This is a genomic window from Polaribacter sp. Hel1_85 (assembly GCF_000766795.1).
GTDB lineage: Bacteria > Bacteroidota > Bacteroidia > Flavobacteriales > Flavobacteriaceae > Polaribacter.
Genome location: NZ_JPDS01000003.1, coordinates 443,467 through 466,147, shown reverse-complemented (window position 1 = coordinate 466,147; position 22,681 = coordinate 443,467). Strand labels below are relative to the sequence as shown.

At 32.2% G+C, this 22,681-nt stretch carries 9 protein-coding genes; 6 read left to right on the top strand and 3 right to left on the bottom strand.

The genetic code is table 11. From position 1 onward, the window contains the following. Positions 1-4: 4 nt before the first annotated feature. From PHEL85_RS15665 to PHEL85_RS15655, 3 genes are all read right to left on the bottom strand, one after another. The gene (locus PHEL85_RS15665) at positions 5-1,921 is read right to left on the bottom strand and encodes a RagB/SusD family nutrient uptake outer membrane protein (RefSeq protein WP_036827340.1); all 1,917 of its coding nucleotides are present in this window, start codon (positions 1,919-1,921) and stop codon (positions 5-7) included. An 11-nt stretch (positions 1,922-1,932) separates the two neighbouring features. Next, positions 1,933-5,019, bottom strand: coding sequence for a SusC/RagA family TonB-linked outer membrane protein (locus tag PHEL85_RS15660; RefSeq protein ID WP_036827331.1), 3,087 nt, complete (start codon positions 5,017-5,019; stop codon positions 1,933-1,935). A 214-nt stretch (positions 5,020-5,233) separates the two neighbouring features. Beyond that, positions 5,234-8,305, bottom strand: a complete 3,072-nt coding sequence (locus tag PHEL85_RS15655) for a glycoside hydrolase family 2 TIM barrel-domain containing protein (RefSeq protein ID WP_036827328.1) — start codon at positions 8,303-8,305, stop codon at positions 5,234-5,236. Positions 8,306-8,596: 291 nt separating this feature from the next. Here PHEL85_RS15655 and PHEL85_RS15650 point away from each other — a divergent pair, with 291 nt between their 5' ends. From PHEL85_RS15650 to PHEL85_RS15625, 6 genes are all read left to right on the top strand, one after another. Next, positions 8,597-10,132: a sulfatase family protein gene (locus PHEL85_RS15650; RefSeq protein ID WP_036827325.1), complete on the top strand. Its 1,536-nt coding sequence runs from the start codon at positions 8,597-8,599 to the stop codon at positions 10,130-10,132. 43 nt (positions 10,133-10,175) lie between these two features. Then, positions 10,176-12,347, top strand: a complete 2,172-nt coding sequence (locus tag PHEL85_RS15645) for an alpha/beta hydrolase fold domain-containing protein (RefSeq protein WP_036827322.1) — start codon at positions 10,176-10,178, stop codon at positions 12,345-12,347. Positions 12,348-12,374: 27 nt separating this feature from the next. Continuing rightward, a complete protein-coding gene (locus PHEL85_RS15640; protein WP_081965170.1) occupies positions 12,375-14,543 on the top strand; it encodes an alpha/beta hydrolase fold domain-containing protein in 2,169 nt (722 codons plus the stop codon). Between the two features lie 405 nt (positions 14,544-14,948). Continuing rightward, positions 14,949-17,603: a glycosyl hydrolase gene (locus PHEL85_RS17475; protein ID WP_052108613.1), complete on the top strand. Its 2,655-nt coding sequence runs from the start codon at positions 14,949-14,951 to the stop codon at positions 17,601-17,603. 467 nt (positions 17,604-18,070) lie between these two features. Continuing rightward, positions 18,071-20,239: a glycosyl hydrolase gene (locus tag PHEL85_RS17470; RefSeq protein WP_052108612.1), complete on the top strand. Its 2,169-nt coding sequence runs from the start codon at positions 18,071-18,073 to the stop codon at positions 20,237-20,239. Between the two features lie 50 nt (positions 20,240-20,289). Then, a complete protein-coding gene (locus PHEL85_RS15625; protein ID WP_036827318.1) occupies positions 20,290-22,425 on the top strand; it encodes a glycosyl hydrolase in 2,136 nt (711 codons plus the stop codon). Positions 22,426-22,681 lie beyond the last annotated feature (256 nt).

Below are 22,681 nucleotides of genomic sequence, written 5' to 3'. Positions count from 1 at the left end.
ATTTCTAGTAACCAGGTGTTTGTTGAAATTCTGGTATTAATTCAGTTTCACTACTCGGAATTGGCCACCAATAATTACGTGCTCCAAATGTTTTTTTTAATAAAGGTTGTTCTTCTATAGAGTAACTAAAACCAGTAGGGTATGTAGTAGATACTCCACCTTCTTGCCAACGCATCTCTAAAAATTCTACTTTTTTGTTTTCTTCCTTCTCAAGATCTTTCCATCTTCTTAAGTCATCGTATCTAATTCCTTCAAAGCACAGTTCAACTGCACGTTCGTTTTTAATTCTGTCTCTAAAGGCATTTTTATCTCCTGTAAATTGAGCAGCTACATTTGGCATACCAACTCTGTTTCTAATCATGTTTACAGCATCAACAGCAGTAAGAGTTGCTCCAGGAGCAGCAGCGTTTGGCCCATATGCTTCATTAGTTGCTTCAGCATAATTTAAATAAATTTCAGACATTCTGAAGATATTGTTATTGATATGGAAATCAAATTCACCTCTAGTACCACCGAACCACTTAGCGCCGTTTGGTATCCATTTTCGAATACGATACCCTGTTTCACATCTCACTTGCCATAAAGTATTAGCTGAAACATCGCTTGGGTATAACCCTGATCCATATTTACCTTCTTCATTAAGAACTGCTAAATCAGTCTTTCCAGTACTATTAATTGCTCCGTTTGTATGTATCCAGCTTACTCCATCAAATAATATAGCATTATAATATCTAGGATCTCTGTTGATAAATGGTTCTTGCGGGTTGTATCCTGAAGCAGGATCAGTAATAGGCAACCCTGTTTTTGTTTCAAATTTATCCACAAAAGCAGGAAGTGCTCCGATTCCCTGTGGTGACGTATTTCCTCTCATAATGTCAAACCCTGCTGTTAAAGCTAGATTATGAGCCGGATTTAAGATTCCACCAAAATCAAAAAACTTTCTATTTACTTCTGCATAAATCACTTCAGAAGGAAGAACTTTTGTAATTCCAGGACCAACAAAAATACTTCTATAAGATTCTAATGCTGCTGGTTCAGCAGTAAAAAGATCAGTACCGTTATGTCCTACATCTATCGAGTTAGCAGAACTAGCATTTATAAGTGAATACAATCCATTATTATTCGCAAAATTAATTAAGTCTGATGCTGCTTCTGCGGCTTCTTTCCATCTTGTCTGATCTGTCGTTACTAAAGGACTAGCGCCAAATAAAGTTACTCGAGATTTTAAAGCCAATGCCGCCCCTTTCGTAGGTCTCCCCACATCTTCTGATTCCCATGATATTGGAAGTAAGTCAATAGCAAGGTTTATGTCCAATAATATGTTCTCATAATTACTTTCATAAGATTCTCTTATTTGTGTTAATTCTTCATTTAGTGCTAAGTTTTCTTTTAAATACACAAGACCTCCATGTCGTTTTGTTAGAAGATGAAAATGAAACGCTCTTAAAAAATAAGCTTGCCCTTTTAATCGGTTAATTTCTTCTTCATTTGCATTTGAAATTAAATCAACATTTTCAAGAAACTCATTAACAATTCTAATTCCTTGCCAAGATTGTGTATATCTAGTTGTCATATTTGTTCTCTGAGCTCTAAGAACTGGAACAGCACCATTCATTAGACTCAAATAATTACCTTGAGCAAATACATTATACGTTTCAGGAACACCCCAAATCCTTCTTCCTGGATACCCTTCAGAACCCATAACCATTCCTGGTAAATTATCAGGAGCATCCTGAGCAGAACTTATTTCAGTTATTAATTTAGTGTATGCTCCATCTAAAAAATATTTTGCCAATACAACATCAGAAAAAACGCTTTCTTGATCTAACCCGTCTGTATCGGAAGATTTATCTAGATAATCCTCACAGCTAAAGAATAGAACAGTGATTGTTATTATATAAATATATTTAATTGTTTTCATCATAATTTAATTTAAAAGTCCATATTTAATCCAAAAGTATACCTAGCTGAAAGGGGATATTTCCCCGGAGAGTTTCCTTGAGGATCTCCATATTCAAACTTAGTTAAAGTAAAAAGGTTATTTCCAGAAAGATACAGCCTTAGTTTGTTTATTTTTTTACTATTGCTCATGTCAAAATTATAACCAAGATTTACACTACGTAGTTTTAGATAGTCTAAATTAATAATTCTAGCAGTATTATTATCTGTTAAATTAGTATTGGCAGGATCGCTATGTAATGCGGGATATGCAGCATCTGTATTATCAGGGGTCCATGTATCTAATTGATTGTAAACTCCAGCAGCTATACCTTGATATAGGGCATAGGCTAATCTTGCATCAATTGTTCTTTCATATCCTGCAACACCATTCAATAAAGCACTTAATGACCAATTTTGATATCCGAAGTTAAATCTAAAACTGTAGGTATGTTTAGGTGCTTTTTGTAAATCATATCGTACTAGATCTTCTGTACTGTCTCCAATAATGGTTCCATTAGCGTTAAAATCTATATATCTATAATCTCCTAAGCCTGGATTACCAACGTATGAGGGATAATTTACAAGTTCATCTATAGATTGAAAATAACCATCCGTTTGTAACAGGTTGGTAGTTCCAATTGCTTTTCCAGCAAGTTTAGCATATTCAGGAGTACCTGGAAAATCTAGAGCGTTTGAAACAACCCTGTTTTCATAAAAGCCATAAATACCTGTTACAGCATAAGTAAAGCCTCCAGAAGTTTTGTTTTTATAGGTCAATGCTACATCCATACCATGACTTTTCGTTTCGTTTACATTCGCTTTAGGCAATATTGCGTTATTACCAAAATATATTGGAACCTGAGGAGTAGCTATAAGACCTGTTCTGTTATCACTGAAAAAATCAAGAGATCCTGATATTTTATTATCAAAAACACCAAAATCAACACCAATATTCTGCTTTGTTGCAGTAGACCAGGTTAATACATCATTTCCTATTTCGTATTCTTTTATAACTCTAAGATTGTTATCCACTTCTTCACCAAAAAAGTACCTACTTGTTGCAACATTAGTATCATAGGCATAACTGCTTTGATACAACCACCTTAGATATTGAGTAGGAGTTGTATTTGGTATTTTTAACCCTGCTTTATTACCCGTTTGACCGTATGAGTATCTAAGCTTGAAATTATTTATTTGAGGAATATGATCAGCAATAAATTTTTCTTTGGCTAGATTAATACCTAGAGAAAATGAAGGGAAAAGTTTAAATCGAGAACCATGATAAAAACTTTCATCCCCATTATATGACGCAGCTGCTTCAAAGAAATAATGTGCGTCGTAATCATATGTTGCTCTAGCAACCCAATCTTCGTTATAATAAGGAAACTCTGTTCTTGTTACTCTTTTACTACGGCTAAAAAGACCAACAGCAGTAACATTGTGTTTTCCAAAAGAACGTGCATAATTAATCTGTGCTCTTCCATATTCAATATTTGAATTGTCATTCACACCTTCGCTTCCTTCAATATAATAGTCAGATTTTTCCCAATCTGTTGTTTGAAGAGCAGTCCATGTTCCATCTCTATTTAGAGTAAAAGTTTCTGCTCCTGTGTCACCATCAAAACTAGTTTGTCTAGTAGTATTATAAAAACTATTGTAATTATATTTAAGTGTAAAGGTTAATCCTTTGGTTATTGCATCCAACTTTTTTGTCAATTCTAAATCTACATTAAATACAGTTTTATTGCTTACGTTTAAACCGTTGTTAACTACGTCTCTATAAGGATTAGGTCCTAATCCGAATCTTGGTTCTACAAGACCTGGATAAAGCGGATCTATATATTGTTCTAAAACCTCTGCAGGATATACTGGTACTACACCTCCAGGAGCTGAATTGTATATTGCGAAAAATTCAGGAGTGTTAGCAAAGGTATTAGATGGCTTGTTTTTGACTTCTAAGCGACTACTTACACTTGTTTTTAATTCTGTTGTTTTAGAGAGTGTAAAATCTAAGTTACCTCTAAAAGTAAATTTTTGAAATTTATATTCAGGATCGTAATTATGGTATTGATCTGTATTCACAAGATCTCCTTCTTGCAGATATCCAGCGGAAGCATAATATTTAACAAAATCATTTCCACCTCGTAATGAAAGAGTTGTGTTAAGACTAGTGGTATATTCTTTAAATAATACCTCTTGCCAATCCGTATCAGGATATAGGTATGGGAATTCACCACTTTTAAAATGAGCTAAATCCGTTTCGTTGGTATAGCCAGCCCCGTAGTTTTGATCGTTTAAGATACCAGAATTTAGCGCTGTCTGAGCATCAAACGAGTTAAGTACATCGGGAGTACTACTGATGTTTTTTCTTGTAACCTCACTTGAAAAACTTATTTTAGGTTTTCCTATCCTACCTCTTTTAGTTGTGATGATAATTACACCATTTGCTCCTCTAATACCATATACTGCTGTAGCGGAACCATCTTTTAAGACACTTATATTTTCAACATCTCTAGTGTCTATGTTATTAAATCCACCTACAACTTCAACTCCGTCAACTAATATTAAAGGGTCTGACTGACCACGGATAAAAATTTCACCCGCTTCTTCTCCGGGTTGACCAGAAGTTTGTATAATGCTAACACCCGGTGCAATAGCACTTAGTGCATTGACAATATTTGTAGTTCCAGATTCTAATAATGTAGCACCCTTTATTTGACTTATAGCTCCAAGGACACTTTCTTTTTTTTGTCTTCCATAACCTACCACAACAATTTCATCTAATTGATCAGTATCTTCTTTCATTACTATATTTATAGTTTTTTGAGAACTAATAGTAATTTCTTGATTCTTGAAACCTAAATACAAAAACTGTAGTATCTGTCCCTTTTTAACAGTAATTTTATAATTACCATCAAAATCAGTTGAGACTCCAGTTGTGGTGCCTTTAACTATAATACTAACACCGGGTAGTGGCATTGCTGATTCATCTGTCACTTTACCTGAAACAACAGATTGTGACCAAGCCGAAACAAGACTAAAACAGCATAGAAAAAGTGTAATTATCTTTAATTTCATAATTTATTTAGTTTTTGGGTTTTTAGTTTATTTAAACCTATTAAAAAATCTCCTTTGATTATCATGTGTACAAAATTAACTTATTTATGTGCTTTTTTATTCTCAAATAAGGGGTTAAAATGTTACGAAAATGTTTAATGATATGCTTAAATAACAGTAAATCAAGTTGTTGTAATATTGGTGTTTTTTCTTAAAAAAAATGTTCTAGTTAAAATTAATTAATTATTATTTCATCAACTAAAAGATCTTTATCCGTTAATGACTCTAGTTTTATTGTATTAGCACCACGATTAATTTTTATGGTAAATTTTACGTTATTCCATGACTTTCCTATGTCCTTTGTATTTGGTAAAAAGAACTTGTTTTTCACTATTTTATCATTTATAGTAATCTTAATATAATTTCCAGAAGCATTTTTTATTTTAGAACTATAACGAATGTTTAAATCTGCATTACCAGCTCCTCCATCATTTTCTTGATACCAAAAAATAGAAGCTCCTTTTTGAGTCATACTTACAAATCCTTTACCTTTAAAGTTTGCTCCTTTAGATGAAATGATAGCTTTGTGTAATAGTGCTTCTTCTGCTTGTTCTCCTATTAAACCATTATTTTCTACGGTTTTGTTCCAAGTAAAACCTTCTTTTTTACTAAATCTTTCTTCTAATATTTGTGTTGGTTTTCCATTAACTACTACCAATGCTTTTACAGTTGTTTCTAATTCAATATCGAAACTTCCTTTGTAGGGTAATGATCTTACTGTTGGAGTTTCTCCATTTGTAGTGTAATAAATATCTATTTTAGGAGTAATCTTAGTACCTCTTAAGTTGATAATCTTAGTATCTATACTTATCTTATTAGAAGTAATTAATTTTTTTTCTCCCAAAATACTACTTGCCAATAAATTAATGTTTCCTGATTGGTTTGTACTAGTAATGTAAGCACGAGTCAATCCATAAAATGCTTTTCTGTGATTAGGGCCTACGTGTTGTTCTACATCTACAGGGCTTCCATTATCTAATGCTTTTATTTTACCTGCTCCAAATACATTAAAATAAGTTCTGTTTTCTCCATAAGGATAAAAATCCCCATCATTATCAGTTGAAGATACTCGAACTTGAACAATATCATTTTTGATGTTGTTTAATGACGCCCCATCAATCGATAATTGAATTTTAGCAGGTTGATTTGCTGTTTTTATAATTTCTTCAGAAACAACTTTTCCATCCTTATACCCTAATGCTTTTAAGGTTCCTGGTTGCCATTTTACTAGCCATTGGCATTGCATTTCTTCCCAGTTTTTTCCTGGTTTTTGTTTTCCTAATGATGTGTTATTATAAAACAACTCTACTTCATCACAATTAGAATACACCCAAACAGGAATTTCAGTTCCTAAATTCATTTTTGGATGTGTCCAATGTGGTAATATATGTACCATAGGTTTGGTTGTCCATTGACTCTGGTATAAGTAGAATAGGTCTTTTTCAAAATTAGCTAAATCGATAGCTCCTCCCATAAAAGCTCTAAATGGCCAACCTCCATGAACATAACCTGCCTCTCCAATATAATCATGACCTGTCCAGCGAAAAGAACCTGCATACGCTGGAATATCTCTTAATTGCTCAATATTTAAACGAGATGAAACACGTACAGTAGCATTGTCGTAACTTGAGTTAAAAATTTGTTTTCTATTTTTTTTGCTAGCTTGGTCAATCCAATCGTGTGTAAAAACTTCTTTTTCTGTTAAGTCAGCAATAAAATAAGGTCTTTGGTTCTTATTAGGAAAACCATCTCTAAACCATGTTTTAGTTCTGTAATAACCTCTTACTTGCCAAGTGTGAGTGTTTTCTGTACCGATAAATACTTTTCCTTTCTGATGTTTCTCTAAGTTTTGTAAAAAACCTTTCTTTTCACTTCCTCCATTAACTCCTAAAACATTCATGTATTCAGATCCTGAATGCCCGGAAGTAACAGGTCTTGTAGGGTCTAAAAGATTACATTCTGCTACCAAATCTTTAGCAATTTTGCCACGAGTTTCGTTACCAACACTGTAAATAACAATAGATGGGTGATTTCTATCTCTTTTAATCCAATCTGTTAAATCTTGTTTCCACCATTTGTCAAAATGATGAGCTCCATAATCATTTTTTGCTTTTTTGTGCCAACCATCAAATATCTCATCCATTACTAGCATTCCTAGTTCGTCGCAGATGTCATAAAACTCAGGTGTTTGTGGGTTGTGTGCTGTTCTAATAGCATTTACACCCATATCTTTTAATTGCTGAATTCTAAATTTTAGAATTTTATAAGGTACCGCAGATCCTAATGCACCGGCGTCTTGATGATTACAAACACCTTGTAGTTTTATGTTTTTACCATTTAACCACATTCCTGTTTCTGCTTTCCATTCAATATCACGAACCCCAAATTTAGTTTCTATAACATCTACTACATTTTTACCTACTAGTAATTCCGTTTTTAAAGTATATAAATATGGAGATTTTGTAGACCAAAGTTTTGGACTCTGAATTTCTAAATTCGTTTTTACAAGAGCGTCTTCTTCTAGTTTGATTTTACTTTTGGTAGAAGTAATAATTTTTCCATTTTCATCAACAATAGAGGTGATTACTTTTACTTTTTCACAGTTATCGTTTTTATTAAATAATTCTGTCTCTACAAAAACGTTATCACCTTCTGTTCTTACAAAGATTCCGTCTCTTTTTATTTGAATATTATTTTTAATATCGATCCAAGTGTGAGCATAAATTCCACTACCTGTATACCATCGAGCAGAAGGTTGTTTATCATTATCTACACGCACTGCAAAGGTTATGGTTTTTGATGTTGCTACTGCTTCACTAATATCGTAAGCAAAAGAAACCCAACCATAAGGTCTAGTTCCTAATTCTTTTCCATTTGCCCAAACAGTACTGTTCATAAATACACCATCAAAAGCAATTTCTATATGCTTTCCTTTCCAATTTTGAGGCACCGTAATTGTTTTTCTATACCATCCGAAACCTGCTGGTAAATACCCACATTGTGCTCCCATTGGATTACTTTCATTATATTCTCCCTCAATACTCCAATCGTGCGGTAGGTCTAAAGTTCTCCAAGAAGTGTCATCAAAATTAATCTGTTCTCCACCTGAAACGTCTTGTTGAATAAATTTCCAATTAGAGTCAAAGTTAAGTCTCTTTAGGGGATCGTTTTTAGGGGTATTGTTATTAGCGTATCCTGAGATGAGAAAGCTGAGAAAAAAAAGGAATGTAAAATTTTTGAAGCTCATTGTTTATTGTCTTTTTAGTATAATAAAAACAAAAGTATCAATTAAAGAACCTTATTGAATTCCAAAATGTACCTACTAATGTTGCAAAAGAGTAAATTTTTTGTAAAACGGACAATATATGTTGTTTTATTGTTTTTTTAATAAAAAAAATAGATAAGCGTAACATTTTACCCCCTTTATTGAGAAGTTTATAACAAATAAACAGGTTAAGTTTGTGGCAAGTACATTAGTTTGCCGTTTCTGATGAAAATCAGATATTAAAAAATTAAACAATTTTCAATTTAAAAGGAAATGATAAAATTAAAATTTTCAGTATCACTTTTAGCAATTGCTTCTATGTTTTTTTTTAATATAAGTTGTAAAAGTAAAAATCAGGATTCTTTAAAAAAGAACGATATAGAAAATAAAAAACCAAATATTGTTATTATATATCTTGATGATTTAGGATATGGTGATTTAAGCTCATATGGGGCAACAGAATTAGAGACTCCAAATATAGATGCATTAGCAAAAGGAGGGATAAAGTTTACAAATGGATATGCTTCATCTGCTACTTGTACACCAAGTCGTTATGCAATGCTAACAGGAATGTATCCTTGGAAAAATAAAAACGCGAAAATATTAACAGGTGATGCTCCTTTATTAATAGATACTCAACAACAAACTTTACCTAAACTACTTTATAAAGCAGGATATGAAACCGCTATTATTGGAAAATGGCATTTAGGTTTAGGAAATGGATTTGTAAACTGGAATGAAACTGTAAAACCAGGTCCAAACGAAGTTGGTTTTGATGAATCTTATATTTTGGCAGCCACACAAGATAGAGTTCCTACGGTATATATTGAAAATGGAAACGTTGTAAACCTAGATAAAAATGATCCTATTGAAGTAAACTATAAAAAGAACTTTGAAGGACAACCTACAGCAAAATCTAATCCGGAAATGGTAACCATGAAATGGCATCACGGACACAATAATAGTATTGTAAACGGAATTCCTAGAATTGGATACATGAAAGGTGGTGAAGCTGCAAAGTGGACAGATACCGATATGGCAGATCACTTCTTGAAAAAAGCACAGACCTATGTAAAAACACATAAAGAAAAACCATTCTTCCTTTATTATGCAATGCAACAACCACACGTACCTAGAACTCCTCACCCACGCTTTGTAGGAACATCTGGAATGGGACCAAGAGGTGATGTTATTTTAGAAGCCGATTGGTGTATTGGTGAGTTTGTAAAAACTTTAGAAGAAGAAGGAATTTTAGAAAACACATTGATTGTTTTTTCTAGCGATAACGGTCCTGTTTTAAACGATGGTTATTATGATGATGCTGTAGAAAAATTAGGAAAACACGATCCTAAAGGAGGTTTACGTGGTGGTAAATACAGTTTGTTTGAAGCTGGTACTCGTGTACCTTTTATTACGTATTGGAAAAATCATATCAAACCCAACGTATCTGATGCCATTGTTTGTCAAATGGATTTATTAGCCTCTTTAGGAAATTTAGTGGATATAAAAGAAACTACAACAGATAGTCAAGAATTATTAAGCACTTTGCTAGGGCAAGATAAAAAAGGTAGAGATCACTTAATTATTGAAGCAAATTCTAAAACAGCTTTAAGAAGTGGAGATTGGATGATGATTCCTCCGTATAAAGGAAAATCTATCAATAAAAAAGTTGGTACAGAAACAGGAAGTACCCCAGAATACAAATTATACAATGTTAAAAAAGATATGGGTCAACAAAATAACTTAGCAGACGAAAATCCTGAAAAGCTAAGAGAAATGATTCAGCTTTTTAAAAAGCTAAAAAAATAACTATCAAATATAAAATAGATTCAAAAAACTTAATAAAAACATCATGAAATATAAATTACATTTTTTTTACGTACTAATAATAACTACTTCAAGTATTTTTAGTCAAACCAAAGTAGTATCATTAGAAAATAATACTGGAATTATAGCAGATGACTTAGGGTCTGTAACCCTTTGGGAAAATCAAATTGAAGGATATGGAGATGCTACACAAAGTAATGCAGCTCTAGGTGGTGACAAATTATTCGAAACTTATCCCGGAAAAGTAAATGTAGGTTTTAGCAAAGATGGTTCTTTTCTTGAATTAGAAGGTTCAAATACGTCAATTTCAGACAATACATATAGTGTTTTTTATGCAGGTAAAGCTAATCCAGAAGGGAAGCCAGCATCCTTAATAGGGAATTATGATGTTCCTGGAAATTTTAACAGTTGCTCTGGAATTCGGTTTTTAAGATTAGCCGATGGTAGTATTGTTTTTGATTATGCAAAACCAAATTATGTTCGTGTCGTTTTAAACAATATACCCGGTGATGATTATTTCTTTTTTGGATTTACCATGGATGCTTCTGGAAATTATAAATATTTTGATAGTAGCGATCCATCAATAAAAACAGGAAAGATTAACGATACAATGGTTCCGAGTCAAGACGAAGACCTTAAATTGAATCTTTTTGAAGAAAGAGATGGAGGACATACTTATAATCACACAGAGGTTGTAGAAGTATCCATGTATGATGATGTGCTTAGTACTACGGATTTTCAAAATGAATACGATAGATTGGCTACTGAATATGCCGAACTTGTGATTACTGAATTTGAAGTTACCAATGTATTGCCTAATGATGAAAGTTTTCGAGAAGGTATTTCAAGAGATGCTCCAATTGTAGTAACGTTTGATCAAGCTATTGATGAAACTTCAGAATATCCAAAAATTTATATAAACAAAAGTGAAACTGAAACGACTGGTAATTGGGTTTTATCACCTTCTAATGTTCTTACGTTTACACCTACCGAAAGATGGCCAGCTAGATCATTAGTTACCCTAAAAATACAAGAAGGGCTTAGATCTACAGATAATGCTATTATTGGTTTAGCAAAACGAGATTCCTATGGTTTTATAGTAGATGCAGTGGAAACTTTTCCTATTGAAAGTTATGAGTTAGAAGAACCAATAGCTATCATAGATTATATAGCTAGAACAGGAGAATCTATAGTGGGTCATAAATTAACAATGAAAATAACGACTCCTACTATAACTGAAAATACAACTGAAAAATTCCCTGTTCATATTTTTGTGCACGGTGGTGGTTGGGCTGGAGGAACAGCAGAAAGTTCTGGTGCTGATTATTCTTTACATAAAGATTATTTAGCAAAAAGCTTAGGGTTTGTAACTCTATCTATATCATATAGAACCGTAGGTGCCGGAGGTACTTTTTCTTATGGTTTAGAAGATGTATATACCGCTTACCAATGGGCTATAGACAATGCAGAAACTTACAATCTAGATATGACAAAGGTGTTTTTCAGTGGAGGTTCTGCAGGTACTCCTTTAGCAGCATTAGCCTCTCAAACATTACCTAACATTCTAGGATATATTGGATTTAATGGAATTTATGATTTTGTGAATGATGCAGGAGATTTTGGTGCAGGAAATTGGTACAAGCAAGATGTACCTAGTGAAACTGAAAACTCTGCTATTTTTAATTTAAGTGACAATCCTCCTCCAACTATATTGATGCACGGTGATGCAGATAATACAATCTCACATAATCAAAGTATAAATTTTGCTGATGCTATAAATGCTAAAGGAGGTGATGCAATGGCTATCATATATCCTGGAGAAGTTCATGCATTCTTTAGTAGAGATAAAAAATACCATGAAGAGTGTTTTTATGAGATGGCTAATTTTATGACAGAACAACTTAAAAAAGCAGAATCTTTAAGTGTTGGTACTATAAATAAAGAGATTAATGGAATAATATATCCTAATCCTGTTAAAAAAGGAGATAATCTTCAATTAAAATCAGATTTTAATTCTGAAATAATTACAGCTAAAATTATAAATTATTTAGGTCAAACTGTACTAGAGACATCGTTGTACCCAATAAATGGGACAAAGATATTTAATATAGATACTAGTAATTTAAAACAAGGGATTTATTTTTTGAATATAATTGATAATCACAACTTAAAAACTTTAAAATTCGTAATTCAGTAATTTAAGTTTAAAATCATTAAATAAAAAATGATGAAAAACATTTCACATTTCACTCTTATATTCATTCTTTCAACATCAAGTTTGTTTAGTCAAACAAAAGTATTGTCTTTAGAGAATGCTAAAGGAATTGTAGCAGACAATTTAGGTTCTGTTACTCTTTGGGAAAATCAAATTGTAGGTTATGGGAGTGCTACACAAAGTGACACTAACCTTGGTGCCGAAGAGTCACAGGAAACTTACCCTGGAAAAACAACAGTTCTTTTTAATAAAGACGGTTCTTTTCTAGAGCTTGAAGGGTCCAGCACCTATGTTTCAGACAATAGTTATAGTGTTTTTTATGTTGGTAAAGCTGAGAATATAAACACAGGCAAACCAGCATCTTTATTAGGAAACTATGATATGAGTGGAGGATTTGCTAATTGTTACGGAATTAGATTTGTAAGATTACAAGATGGTAAGATTGGATTTGATTATGCAAGACCAAACTATACTCGTGTAAATATAGGAGCAAATGAAATACCTGCAGATGCTTATTTCTTTTTTGGATTTTCAATGGATGCCTCAGGAAATTATCAATATTTCGATAGCACTTCTCCTATCGTAACTTCAGGTACTATTACAAAAACAATGCGTACCAACGCTAATGAAGATCTTAAATTTAATATTTTTGAAGAAGTAGCAGGTGCACAAACGTACAACCATACGGAAGTTGTAGAATTAACAATGTATGACGAAAATCTTGATTCAACAACGTTTCAGAATGAATACAATAGACTAGCTACAGAATATGCAGAGCTTGTGACAGCAGAATTCTCAATAACTGAGGTTTTACCTGAGAGTCGTACCAATTTACCCCAAAATGGAGCTATACAAATATCGTTTAGTCAAGATGTAGAAGTAATAACTTCAAATTATCCTAAAGTTTATGTAAACAAAAGTACTATTGAAACTAGCGGTACTTGGACATTATCTCCGTCTAATATACTTACTTTTTTACCTGATGTAAATTGGCCAGCTGGTGGATTTGTATCTGTTCAAATACAAGAAACTCTTAAATCTGTAGATGACATTGCAATTGGTTTAGAGCAAGGAGATTCATTTAGTTTTATTGTGGAAGCTGATCAAGTTTTTGAATTTGATAATACCATAGAACTGGAAGCAATAGCTACTGTAGATTTCCCTATAGTTGGTCATAAACTGTCTTTAAAATTAACTACACCTGTAATTGACGAAAATACAACTGAAAAATTCCCTGTGCATATCTGGGTACATGGTGGTGGTTGGTCTGGAGGGTCTCAAGAAACATCTCTTGCTGCAAACTCTCCTCACAGAGATTATTTAGCAGAAAATTTAGGGATTGCAACATTGTCTATTTCTTATAGATGTTCTGGTTCTAGTGGTACTTTTTCTTTAGCTAGAGAAGATGTACAAACTGCCTATGATTGGGCTTTAGCGAATGCAGAAACTTACAATTTTGATATGACAAAAGTATTTTTTAGTGGTGGATCTGCCGGTGCTCCATTAGCAGCAATAGCAGCAGAAGAAAATAATGTACTTGGATTTATTGGTTTTAACGGAATCTATGATTTTGTGAATGATGCAGGGGATTTTGGTACAAATAACAATTACAAACAAAACATTCCAAGTGAGGTGTTCAACTCACCAATCAATCAATTAACTGATACACCAACTCCAGCTATACTAATGCATGGAGATGCTGATACAACTATAGATATTCGCCAAAGCACTCTGTTTACAGATGCTATAAATGCTAAAGGAGGAAATGGAGAAACTGTTGTTTACCCAGGAGAAGTTCATGCTTTTTTTAATGAAGGAAAACCAGCTTATGAAGATGTTTTAATTGAAATGGTTGGTTTTATAAACGATAGGCTTAAGGAAGAGGAGAGTTTAAGTGTGAGTATTGTAAATAAAAAGGAAATAGGAATGTTTGTTTACCCTAATCCTGTAAACATAGGAGATACGCTTACGTTACAACTAAATTCAAAAGTTAGTTCGGAAAAACTTGATGCTCAGATAATAAACTATTTAGGTCAAATAGTGTTAAATACTTCATTGTATCCAAAGAATAGTTCAAAGACGTTTAATATAGATACTAGTAATTTAAAAAAAGGTGTTTATTTTTTGAAAACATTTGATAATCAAACTTCAAATTTGCTAAAATTTATTATAAAATAATTAAAAATAGATATTTATAATGTGAAAATTATTTACTAATTTTTAGATAATAAAAGTAAATCAGTTATGTAATGATCTTCATTATATTTTAAGTTATTAAATCTCTTGCAACAAAAAGACTCTTTTAATTAAGAGTTTTAACTCGTTTTTAAATGCTTATTTTGATGTAAATAACTTATGTTTCTATACTGTTAAATACATTTAATGCCATATATGAAGGTGTTTTTTGTAAATATTCAAACGAAAACATATAATAATCTACAATTATATAGTAACAAATTTACCCCTAAATTGATATTTTTACTTCATTTATAAATGTTTAATTTAAAGAATATTTATAATTCAACTCTGATTATCAGTTTAATACAGTTGTTGATTATAATGCTAACTTAAACTTTTACCAATATGAAAAAATTATTTTATTTAATGGTCATTTTTTTCACCATTAACAATTTTGCGCAAACTAATGATTGTGGAACAATTATCAACGAAACATTTGATGGTACTGGAGCATTACCCTCAAATTGGACAGAATACAACACATCAGGTCAAGTTACATTAGACTCTGATAGATTGAAGTTTGATCATAATTCAACAATGCCTTCTGCTTATACTACTTTTACACCAACATCTGAAAATTCTTCTTTTTCTTTTGATGTATCAGCTACGCGTACAGCTGTAAATTGTCAAGTACATTTATTGTCTTCTACAGGAGAATATATATCTAGTGTTGCTTTGGGTAAAGGAAATGCAACTATAAAATTTGCAACCACAATGGAAAGTGATGTCCCAAGTGGCTTTATAGAAGGAGTCCCCGTTGTGAGTTTCCCTAGTAATACAAATTTCACTATTTCTACTCAAATAGATTTTACTTCTAAAACAGTTGATTTTTATATTGATGGAGTTCTTGTTAAGGTTGATACTCCATTCTTAGAAGATGCTGGCGATGCTGCTAAAATTGATATTCAATTAATTTATATGTATAGCAATAGTGGTCAGTTTTATTTTGATAATATATCTTTGTTTAATGTAGAGGAAAATCGTTTACAGCTAACAAGTGATGTATCATTGGCAGAAGACCTACTAAGTAGCGCATCTATAGGTACTATTTACAATCAATATCCACAATCTGAGGCAGATGCCTTTCAATTGGTAGTTGACACAGCAAATACAGTACTTTCTAACTGCAATGCTTCTTCTACTTCAATAGATAGTACAATTGCTCAACTACAAACAGCGGAAGAAACATTTGAAGCTTCTAGAGTTAATGATCCTGTATTAAAAATGTATAATGGATCTGATTTAATTGGTGATGAATATCAAGTTTATTGTGGTTATTATAATGGAGGTTTAGGAGCCTATGAAGACTGGGCTGTATCATTTACTCTAGAAAAAGGGTATATGGCTACTTTTGCACAAGACATCAATGGTTTAGGTGTTAGTAAGATATATATTGCTCAAGATGATGACTTGCAAATTAACTTACCTAATGATTTGCAAAATTCTATTTCATTCATACGTGTTAGTCCATGGTATTCTGTAGGTAAAAAAGGAGCCTTAGGAAATGATGTGAAATGGACTGAACCAGAATATTATAATACCACATGGCACTACAATTGGGGGTTAGGATTAGATAAAGAAAAGACAGAAGATCTACAATTTGTGCCAATGGCATGGAGTAAAGCTGACAGTTGGACATCGCTACAAAATATGGAGTCAGCTGGAGAGAATATGAATTTTAATAATCTTTTGGCTTTTAATGAACCCGACAACTCGGATCAGTCGAACTTAACAGTAGCAGAAGCTTTGGAGGCTTACCCTAAACTATTGGCCTCTGGTCTTAGAATAGGTGCTCCTGGTGTTGAAAATATACAATATAGCTCAACAAATGATTCTTTTAATGATGGTGCTTGGATTCAGGAATTTATGGACTCATGTGTAGTACGTGGTTATCGTGTTGATTTTATTCCAGCTCATGATTATATACGTCGTTCCAAATCGTCCTTCATAGAACGTTTCCAAGCCCTTCATGACAGATATAATCTTCCAGTTTGGGTAACAGAATACAACTATGGAAATCCAAACATGGGATCTGCAGATCTTACAGTAGAGCAAGGTTACTCTAATATAAAAGGCTTGACAGAAGCTCTTGAAGAGGCTGATTTTATCGAACGTTACAATTGGTATTATTTCTTTGGGTCATCTACAGGTATAGGTGGTATTACAGATGGCGAACTAAATATTACTGGAGAATTCTATAGAGACTTGGTATCACAAAACCCCTCATATACTCAAGACGTATACGAAGGGGAATTTGAACCTGTTAGCCAACCTAATAGATTTTTTATAGACCATGTTGCTACAGACGTAAGATTAAGAACTAATGATGAAGATACAGATGTATTAACTTCAGGAACAGATGTAACTGGATGGAAAGGGTTTTGGGATATTATAGATGCAGGTAATGGTTATTATTATATACAGAATGTTGCTAATGGATTGAAGTTACAAGCAATGTCTACTACTGTAAATGATGAAGCTTCTGTTAGAATCATAAACTCTTCGTTTACTGGTAATTTGGTACAATGGGAGCTAATACCTATAGGAGATAACTGGTTTATTCAGAATAGACAACTCAACACAAGGTTAAATATAAATGGATCTCAAGAAGTTTCAGTAGGTCCAAGTAGTTGGAATGGTACATTTGTACAGTGGAAATTAACGTCTGTTAATGATGATAGTTCAGGATTTAGTACCCAATCAAAAAGTTCTACTTTAAAAAAAGTTGAAATAGAAACGTTAACAACATCAAGATTACTTTACCCAAGTCTAATTGATTCATCAAATCCTAATTTTGAACCATTAACATTATTAGAAAATAGATCTAATTATACTTTGAATATTTATAGCTTAAGTGGACAACTTATATTCACTACATCTAATATGGAGGAAGCATGGGTTCCGTCAAGAAAACAAAAAGGTATTTTTATTTTTCATGCCACTTATATGAATGCTCAAAATATTAAATCAATGGAAAGAGGGAAAATTCTTGTTCAATAGAATTTAATCCACTAAAATAACGTTACAGAATTAATAAATAAAAGGTAGTGATTTTAAATTGCTACCTTTTTTTGTTTTTAGATTGTTTTCTTTTGAGTTTATTTTAGACTTGTAATAAAAAGTTAGATAAATTTTCTAAGAACAATGTTGCATTTTTTTGATAAAAATCTAAATAGATATTTTAAAACCTTTAGATTATATAGTAAAATACTGTTTTCAATAATTTGAAATTAAGAATGGTTGCTAAGGATAAGATTTATCCATCAGTATTGGTAAATAACGAGCTATCGATCAATGTAAATATCTTTTTGATAAAAGGTAATTCTTTAAAATCTCAGCAACAAATTGACTCCTTAATTGAGAATTTTAAACTAATTGTAAATCTTTATTTTGTTACAAGTAAGATGTAAAAACATTTTTTAAAAGTGTTAGGTTACTATTAAGTTTAAATTATAACATTAAAACCAATGAAACTAAATTACACGTACATAATAGCATTACTTTTTTCTATTAATAGCTTTGCGCAAACCAATACCTGCGGAGTAACTGTAAATAATACTTTTGATGATGGGACAACCTTATCTAATGGCTGGACAGAATACAATACTTCTGGACGAATTACGGTTGAGTCGGGTAAATTAAAATTTAATCATAATATAGATATGCCTTCGGCTTATCATACTTTTAGTCCAACCTCTGAGAATGCTACTTTCTCTTTTGATGTGTCAGCATCACGCTCCTCAGTGGATTGCCGCGTGCATTTGATTTCTTCAACAGGAAAATATTTATCTACTATTATTTTAGGTAATGGAAATGCTAACATTGAATATGCAACTTCAATGGAGAATGGAGTTCCTGGTGGTTTTGTTGCTGGAGAACCTGCAACGAGATTTCCTGCAAATACAAACTTTACAATTTCTACTCAAATTGATTTTGCTTCTAAAGAAGTAGATGTTTATGTTAATGAAGAGTTGATGACAGCAGATATTCCTTTTTTAGAAGATGCTGAAGATATTGCTAAAATTGATATTCAGTTACTTTATATGTATGCTAATAATGGTCAATTTTATTTTGATAATATTTCTTTATTAGGTGGAGACGAAAACCGTTTGCTTTTAACAAGTAATATAAACGCTGCTGAAAGTTTATTAGGTTCTGCACCTATAGGTAACATTTATAATCAATATCCACAAGCTGCTGCCGATGCTTTTCAACTGGTAATTGATAATGCAAATACAATATTTTCTGATTGTGATTCAGTATCTACAGCAATAGATACTGTTATTTCAGAACTTCAAGTTGCACAAGATGTTTTTGAAGCTTCTAGGATAAATGATCCTGTTCTTAAAATATACAGTGAGTACAATTTTACAGGGAGCGTAAACGAAGTTTATTGTGGATATTATAATGGTGGATTAGGTGCTTACGAAGATTGGGGCGTTTCCTTTACTTTAGAAAAAGGATACATGGCAACTTTTGCAGCAGATATTAATGGGTTAGGTTTTAGTAAAATATATATTGCTCAAGATAATGCAATAGAAATCAATTTGCCTGCTGATTTACAGAATACAATTTCATTCATACGAGTGAGTCCTTGGTATCCTGTGGGTAAAAAAGGAAGCTTAGGAGGAGATATAAAATGGAGTTCAGCAGATAATTATAACACAACTTGGCATTATAGTTGGGGATTAGCCGATCAGAAAGCAGAAGGAGTTCAATTTGTTCCAATGTCTTGGAGTGGAGGTGATTCTAGAACATCACTTGAAATAATGGAAGAAACTGGGCAAAATATGTCATTCAATCATCTTCTAGCCTTTAATGAACCTGATAACGAAGGTCAATCCAATATGACAGTAGCAGAAGCTCTAGAAGCTTATCCAAAACTGTTAGCTTCAGGCCTTAGATTGGGTGCACCTGGAGTAGAGAACGTGCAATATAGTGCAACAAGTGATTCTTTTAATGATGGTGCTTGGATTCAAGAATTTATGGACGGTTGTGTAGAACGTGGTTATCGAGTAGATTTTATACCAGCACATGATTATGTACGTCGTTCTAAGTCTACCTTTTTAGAACGTTTTAAGGCACTTCATGATCGATACGATCTTCCTGTTTGGGTTACAGAATATAATTATGGTAACCCAAATTTTGGATCTGCAAATCTTACAGTAGAACAAGGTTATTCTAATATAAAAGGTTTAACAGAAGCCCTTGAAGAAGCAGATTTTATAGAACGTTACAATTGGTATTATTTCTTTGGACAAAATACAGGTATTGGTGGTGTTACTGATGGAGAGCTAAATATTACAGGGCAATTTTATCGAGATCTTGAATCACAAAACCCCTCATATACTCAAGAAGAATATGAACAAGGAGCACAATTATCTGTAAATGATGAATTGATTAAATCTAAAGTTTTAATGTTTCCAACGGTAATAACAGAAGGTGTTTTTAACCTAAGATATTCAGAAGAAATTAAAGATAGTACCATACATATTTATTCTACTGTTGGACAGTTGGTAAAAACAATAGTTGGATTAAAATCAGAAATAGATGTAAAAACACTTTCTAGTGGATTATATATTGTTAAAATAGAATCTCATTTAGGAAGCTTTACTAAAAAGATTATTATACAATAAATGTTCTTTTTCTATCGAAAAAAGATTACTAAACTTTAAACTCAAAAGAAATGAAACTAAAATTTTTATATATAATTGCTTTTCTTTTTGCTACAAATAATTATGCGCAAACAAGTTCTTGTGGAAGTGTGGTTGATGATACTTTTGAAGGCGGCACTACTCAGTCTATTGGTTGGACAGAATACAATACTTCTGGGAGAGTTACCGTTACTGATGGAAAATTAAAGTTTGATCATAATATAGATATGCCTTCGGTGTATCATACTTTTAATCCTACTTCTGACAATTCTTCTTTTTCTTTTGATGTTTCTGCTACACGTTCCTCAGTGGATTGTAGGGTGCATTTAATTTCATCTACAGGTAAGTATTTATCTACTATTATTTTAGGTAATGGAAATGCTAACATTGAATATGCAACTTCAATGGAGAATGGAGTTCCTGGTGGTTTTGTTGCTGGAGAACCTGCAACGAGATTTCCTGCAAATACAAACTTTACAATTTCTACTCAAATTGATTTTGCTTTAGATAAAGTTGATATTTATGTTAATGGAGAACTAATGATAGCGGATGTTCCTTTTTTAGAAGATGCTGAAGATATTGCTAAAATTGATATTCAGTTACTTTATATGTATGCTAATAATGGTCAATTCTATTTTGATAATATTTCTTTATTAAGTGGCGAAGAAAATCGTTTATTGTTAACAAGTGATGTTAAAATAGCAGAAAGTTTACTTTCTGCTGCTATTATAGGAGATAGTTATAATCAATATCCGCAATCTTCAGCTGATGTTTTTCAGTTGGTAATAGATAATGTAAATACAATACTTGCTGATTGTAATTCGGCTGCTAATATAATTGATGATGCAATATTAGAGCTTAATAATGCACAAGATATTTTTACTACATCCTTGGTAAACGATCCTATTCTTAAAATTTATTCTGATTATAATTTTTCAGGAGAGGAATATGAAATATATGCTGGTTACTATAATGGTACTTTAGGTGCTTATGATAATTGGGTGTCATCTTTTACTTTAGAAAAAGGATATATGGTAACTTTTGCAGAGAACATAAATGGTACGGGTGCAAGTAAAGTATATGTAGCTGCTGATAATGATTTAGCAATTATTCTACCCGTAGATTTACAAAAGAAAGTTTCATTTATCCGTGTTTCTCCTTGGTTTGATGTTCATAAGAAAGGAATGGCAGGTAAAGGTACAGATGTAATCGTAGAATTTGACAATTCATGGCATTATAACTGGGGTACTTCAGGTGAAGATGTGGGTGATGCCAAATTTGTACCTAATCAGTGGAGTGGAGGTTCTGTTGCAAATGCAATAATTTTAGGTAATAGAATGGATATCGCACATTATATGGCGTTCAACGAACCTGATGGAGCTAGTCAAGCTAATATGACTGTTGATAAGGCTATTGAAAAATATGAAGCAATGTTGGCTTCTGGTTTGCGTTTAGGTTCACCGGCGAATAAAGACAATGCAAATGGTGGTGTTTGGCGTGATGAATTTATGACAAAGGCGTTAGCAAAAGGATATCGTGTAGATTATATTGTTGTGCATTATTACAAAAAAACGACACCAACAAATTTTTATAATTGGCTAAAAGCGATTCATGATAAATGGCAACGACCTATCTGGATAAAAGAATTTAATTATGGTGCTACTTGGACTGGTCAACCTGCCTCGAATGAAGCAGCAGGTGATGGATTAGAATCTTATATAAATATGTTAGATGATACTGATTTTATAGAGCGTTATGCTGTGTTTACTTGGCAACCAGACAAACCTATTTATTCATTAATGACTGTTCGTAACCCTGTAACTTTAAGTAGTTCTGGAATTATGTATCGTGATCATCAATCACCTATTGCATATACACAAGAAATTTATGAACAAGGTGAAGTGTTATCAGTGGAAGATAATTCAATCTCTTCAGAATTTTTAATTTATCCTTCAGTAATAGAAAATGGGATTTTTAACTTGAAATATTCAAGTGAGTTTAAAAATGAAAGTATAGAATTAACAATATATAATACAGCAGGACAATTGGTGAAAAAAGTATCAGATTCAACTACAAAAATTGATGTTAGTAAGCTTTCTAGTGGTTTATATTTTGTGAAAATAGATTCTGATTTAGGGTATTTTACCAAGAAAATTATTATTGAATAGATATTGATAAGGTTAATAAGTTTAACTATTTTATTTAAAGGTATTAATAAGATGTTTAATCATCTAAAATTTATTTAATACCTAATTATATTAATATAGCAGCATTTATAAATATGCTGTTATATTTGTTTGTGAGATATTTTCTTCTGTGTTTAAAATCAGTTTAATATGATTTTTTTAGCAACAAATGAACTCCCTAAATGAGAATTTTACAAAAGAAAAAAGTGTTTATTTTGTAATTGAAATAATGGATTGT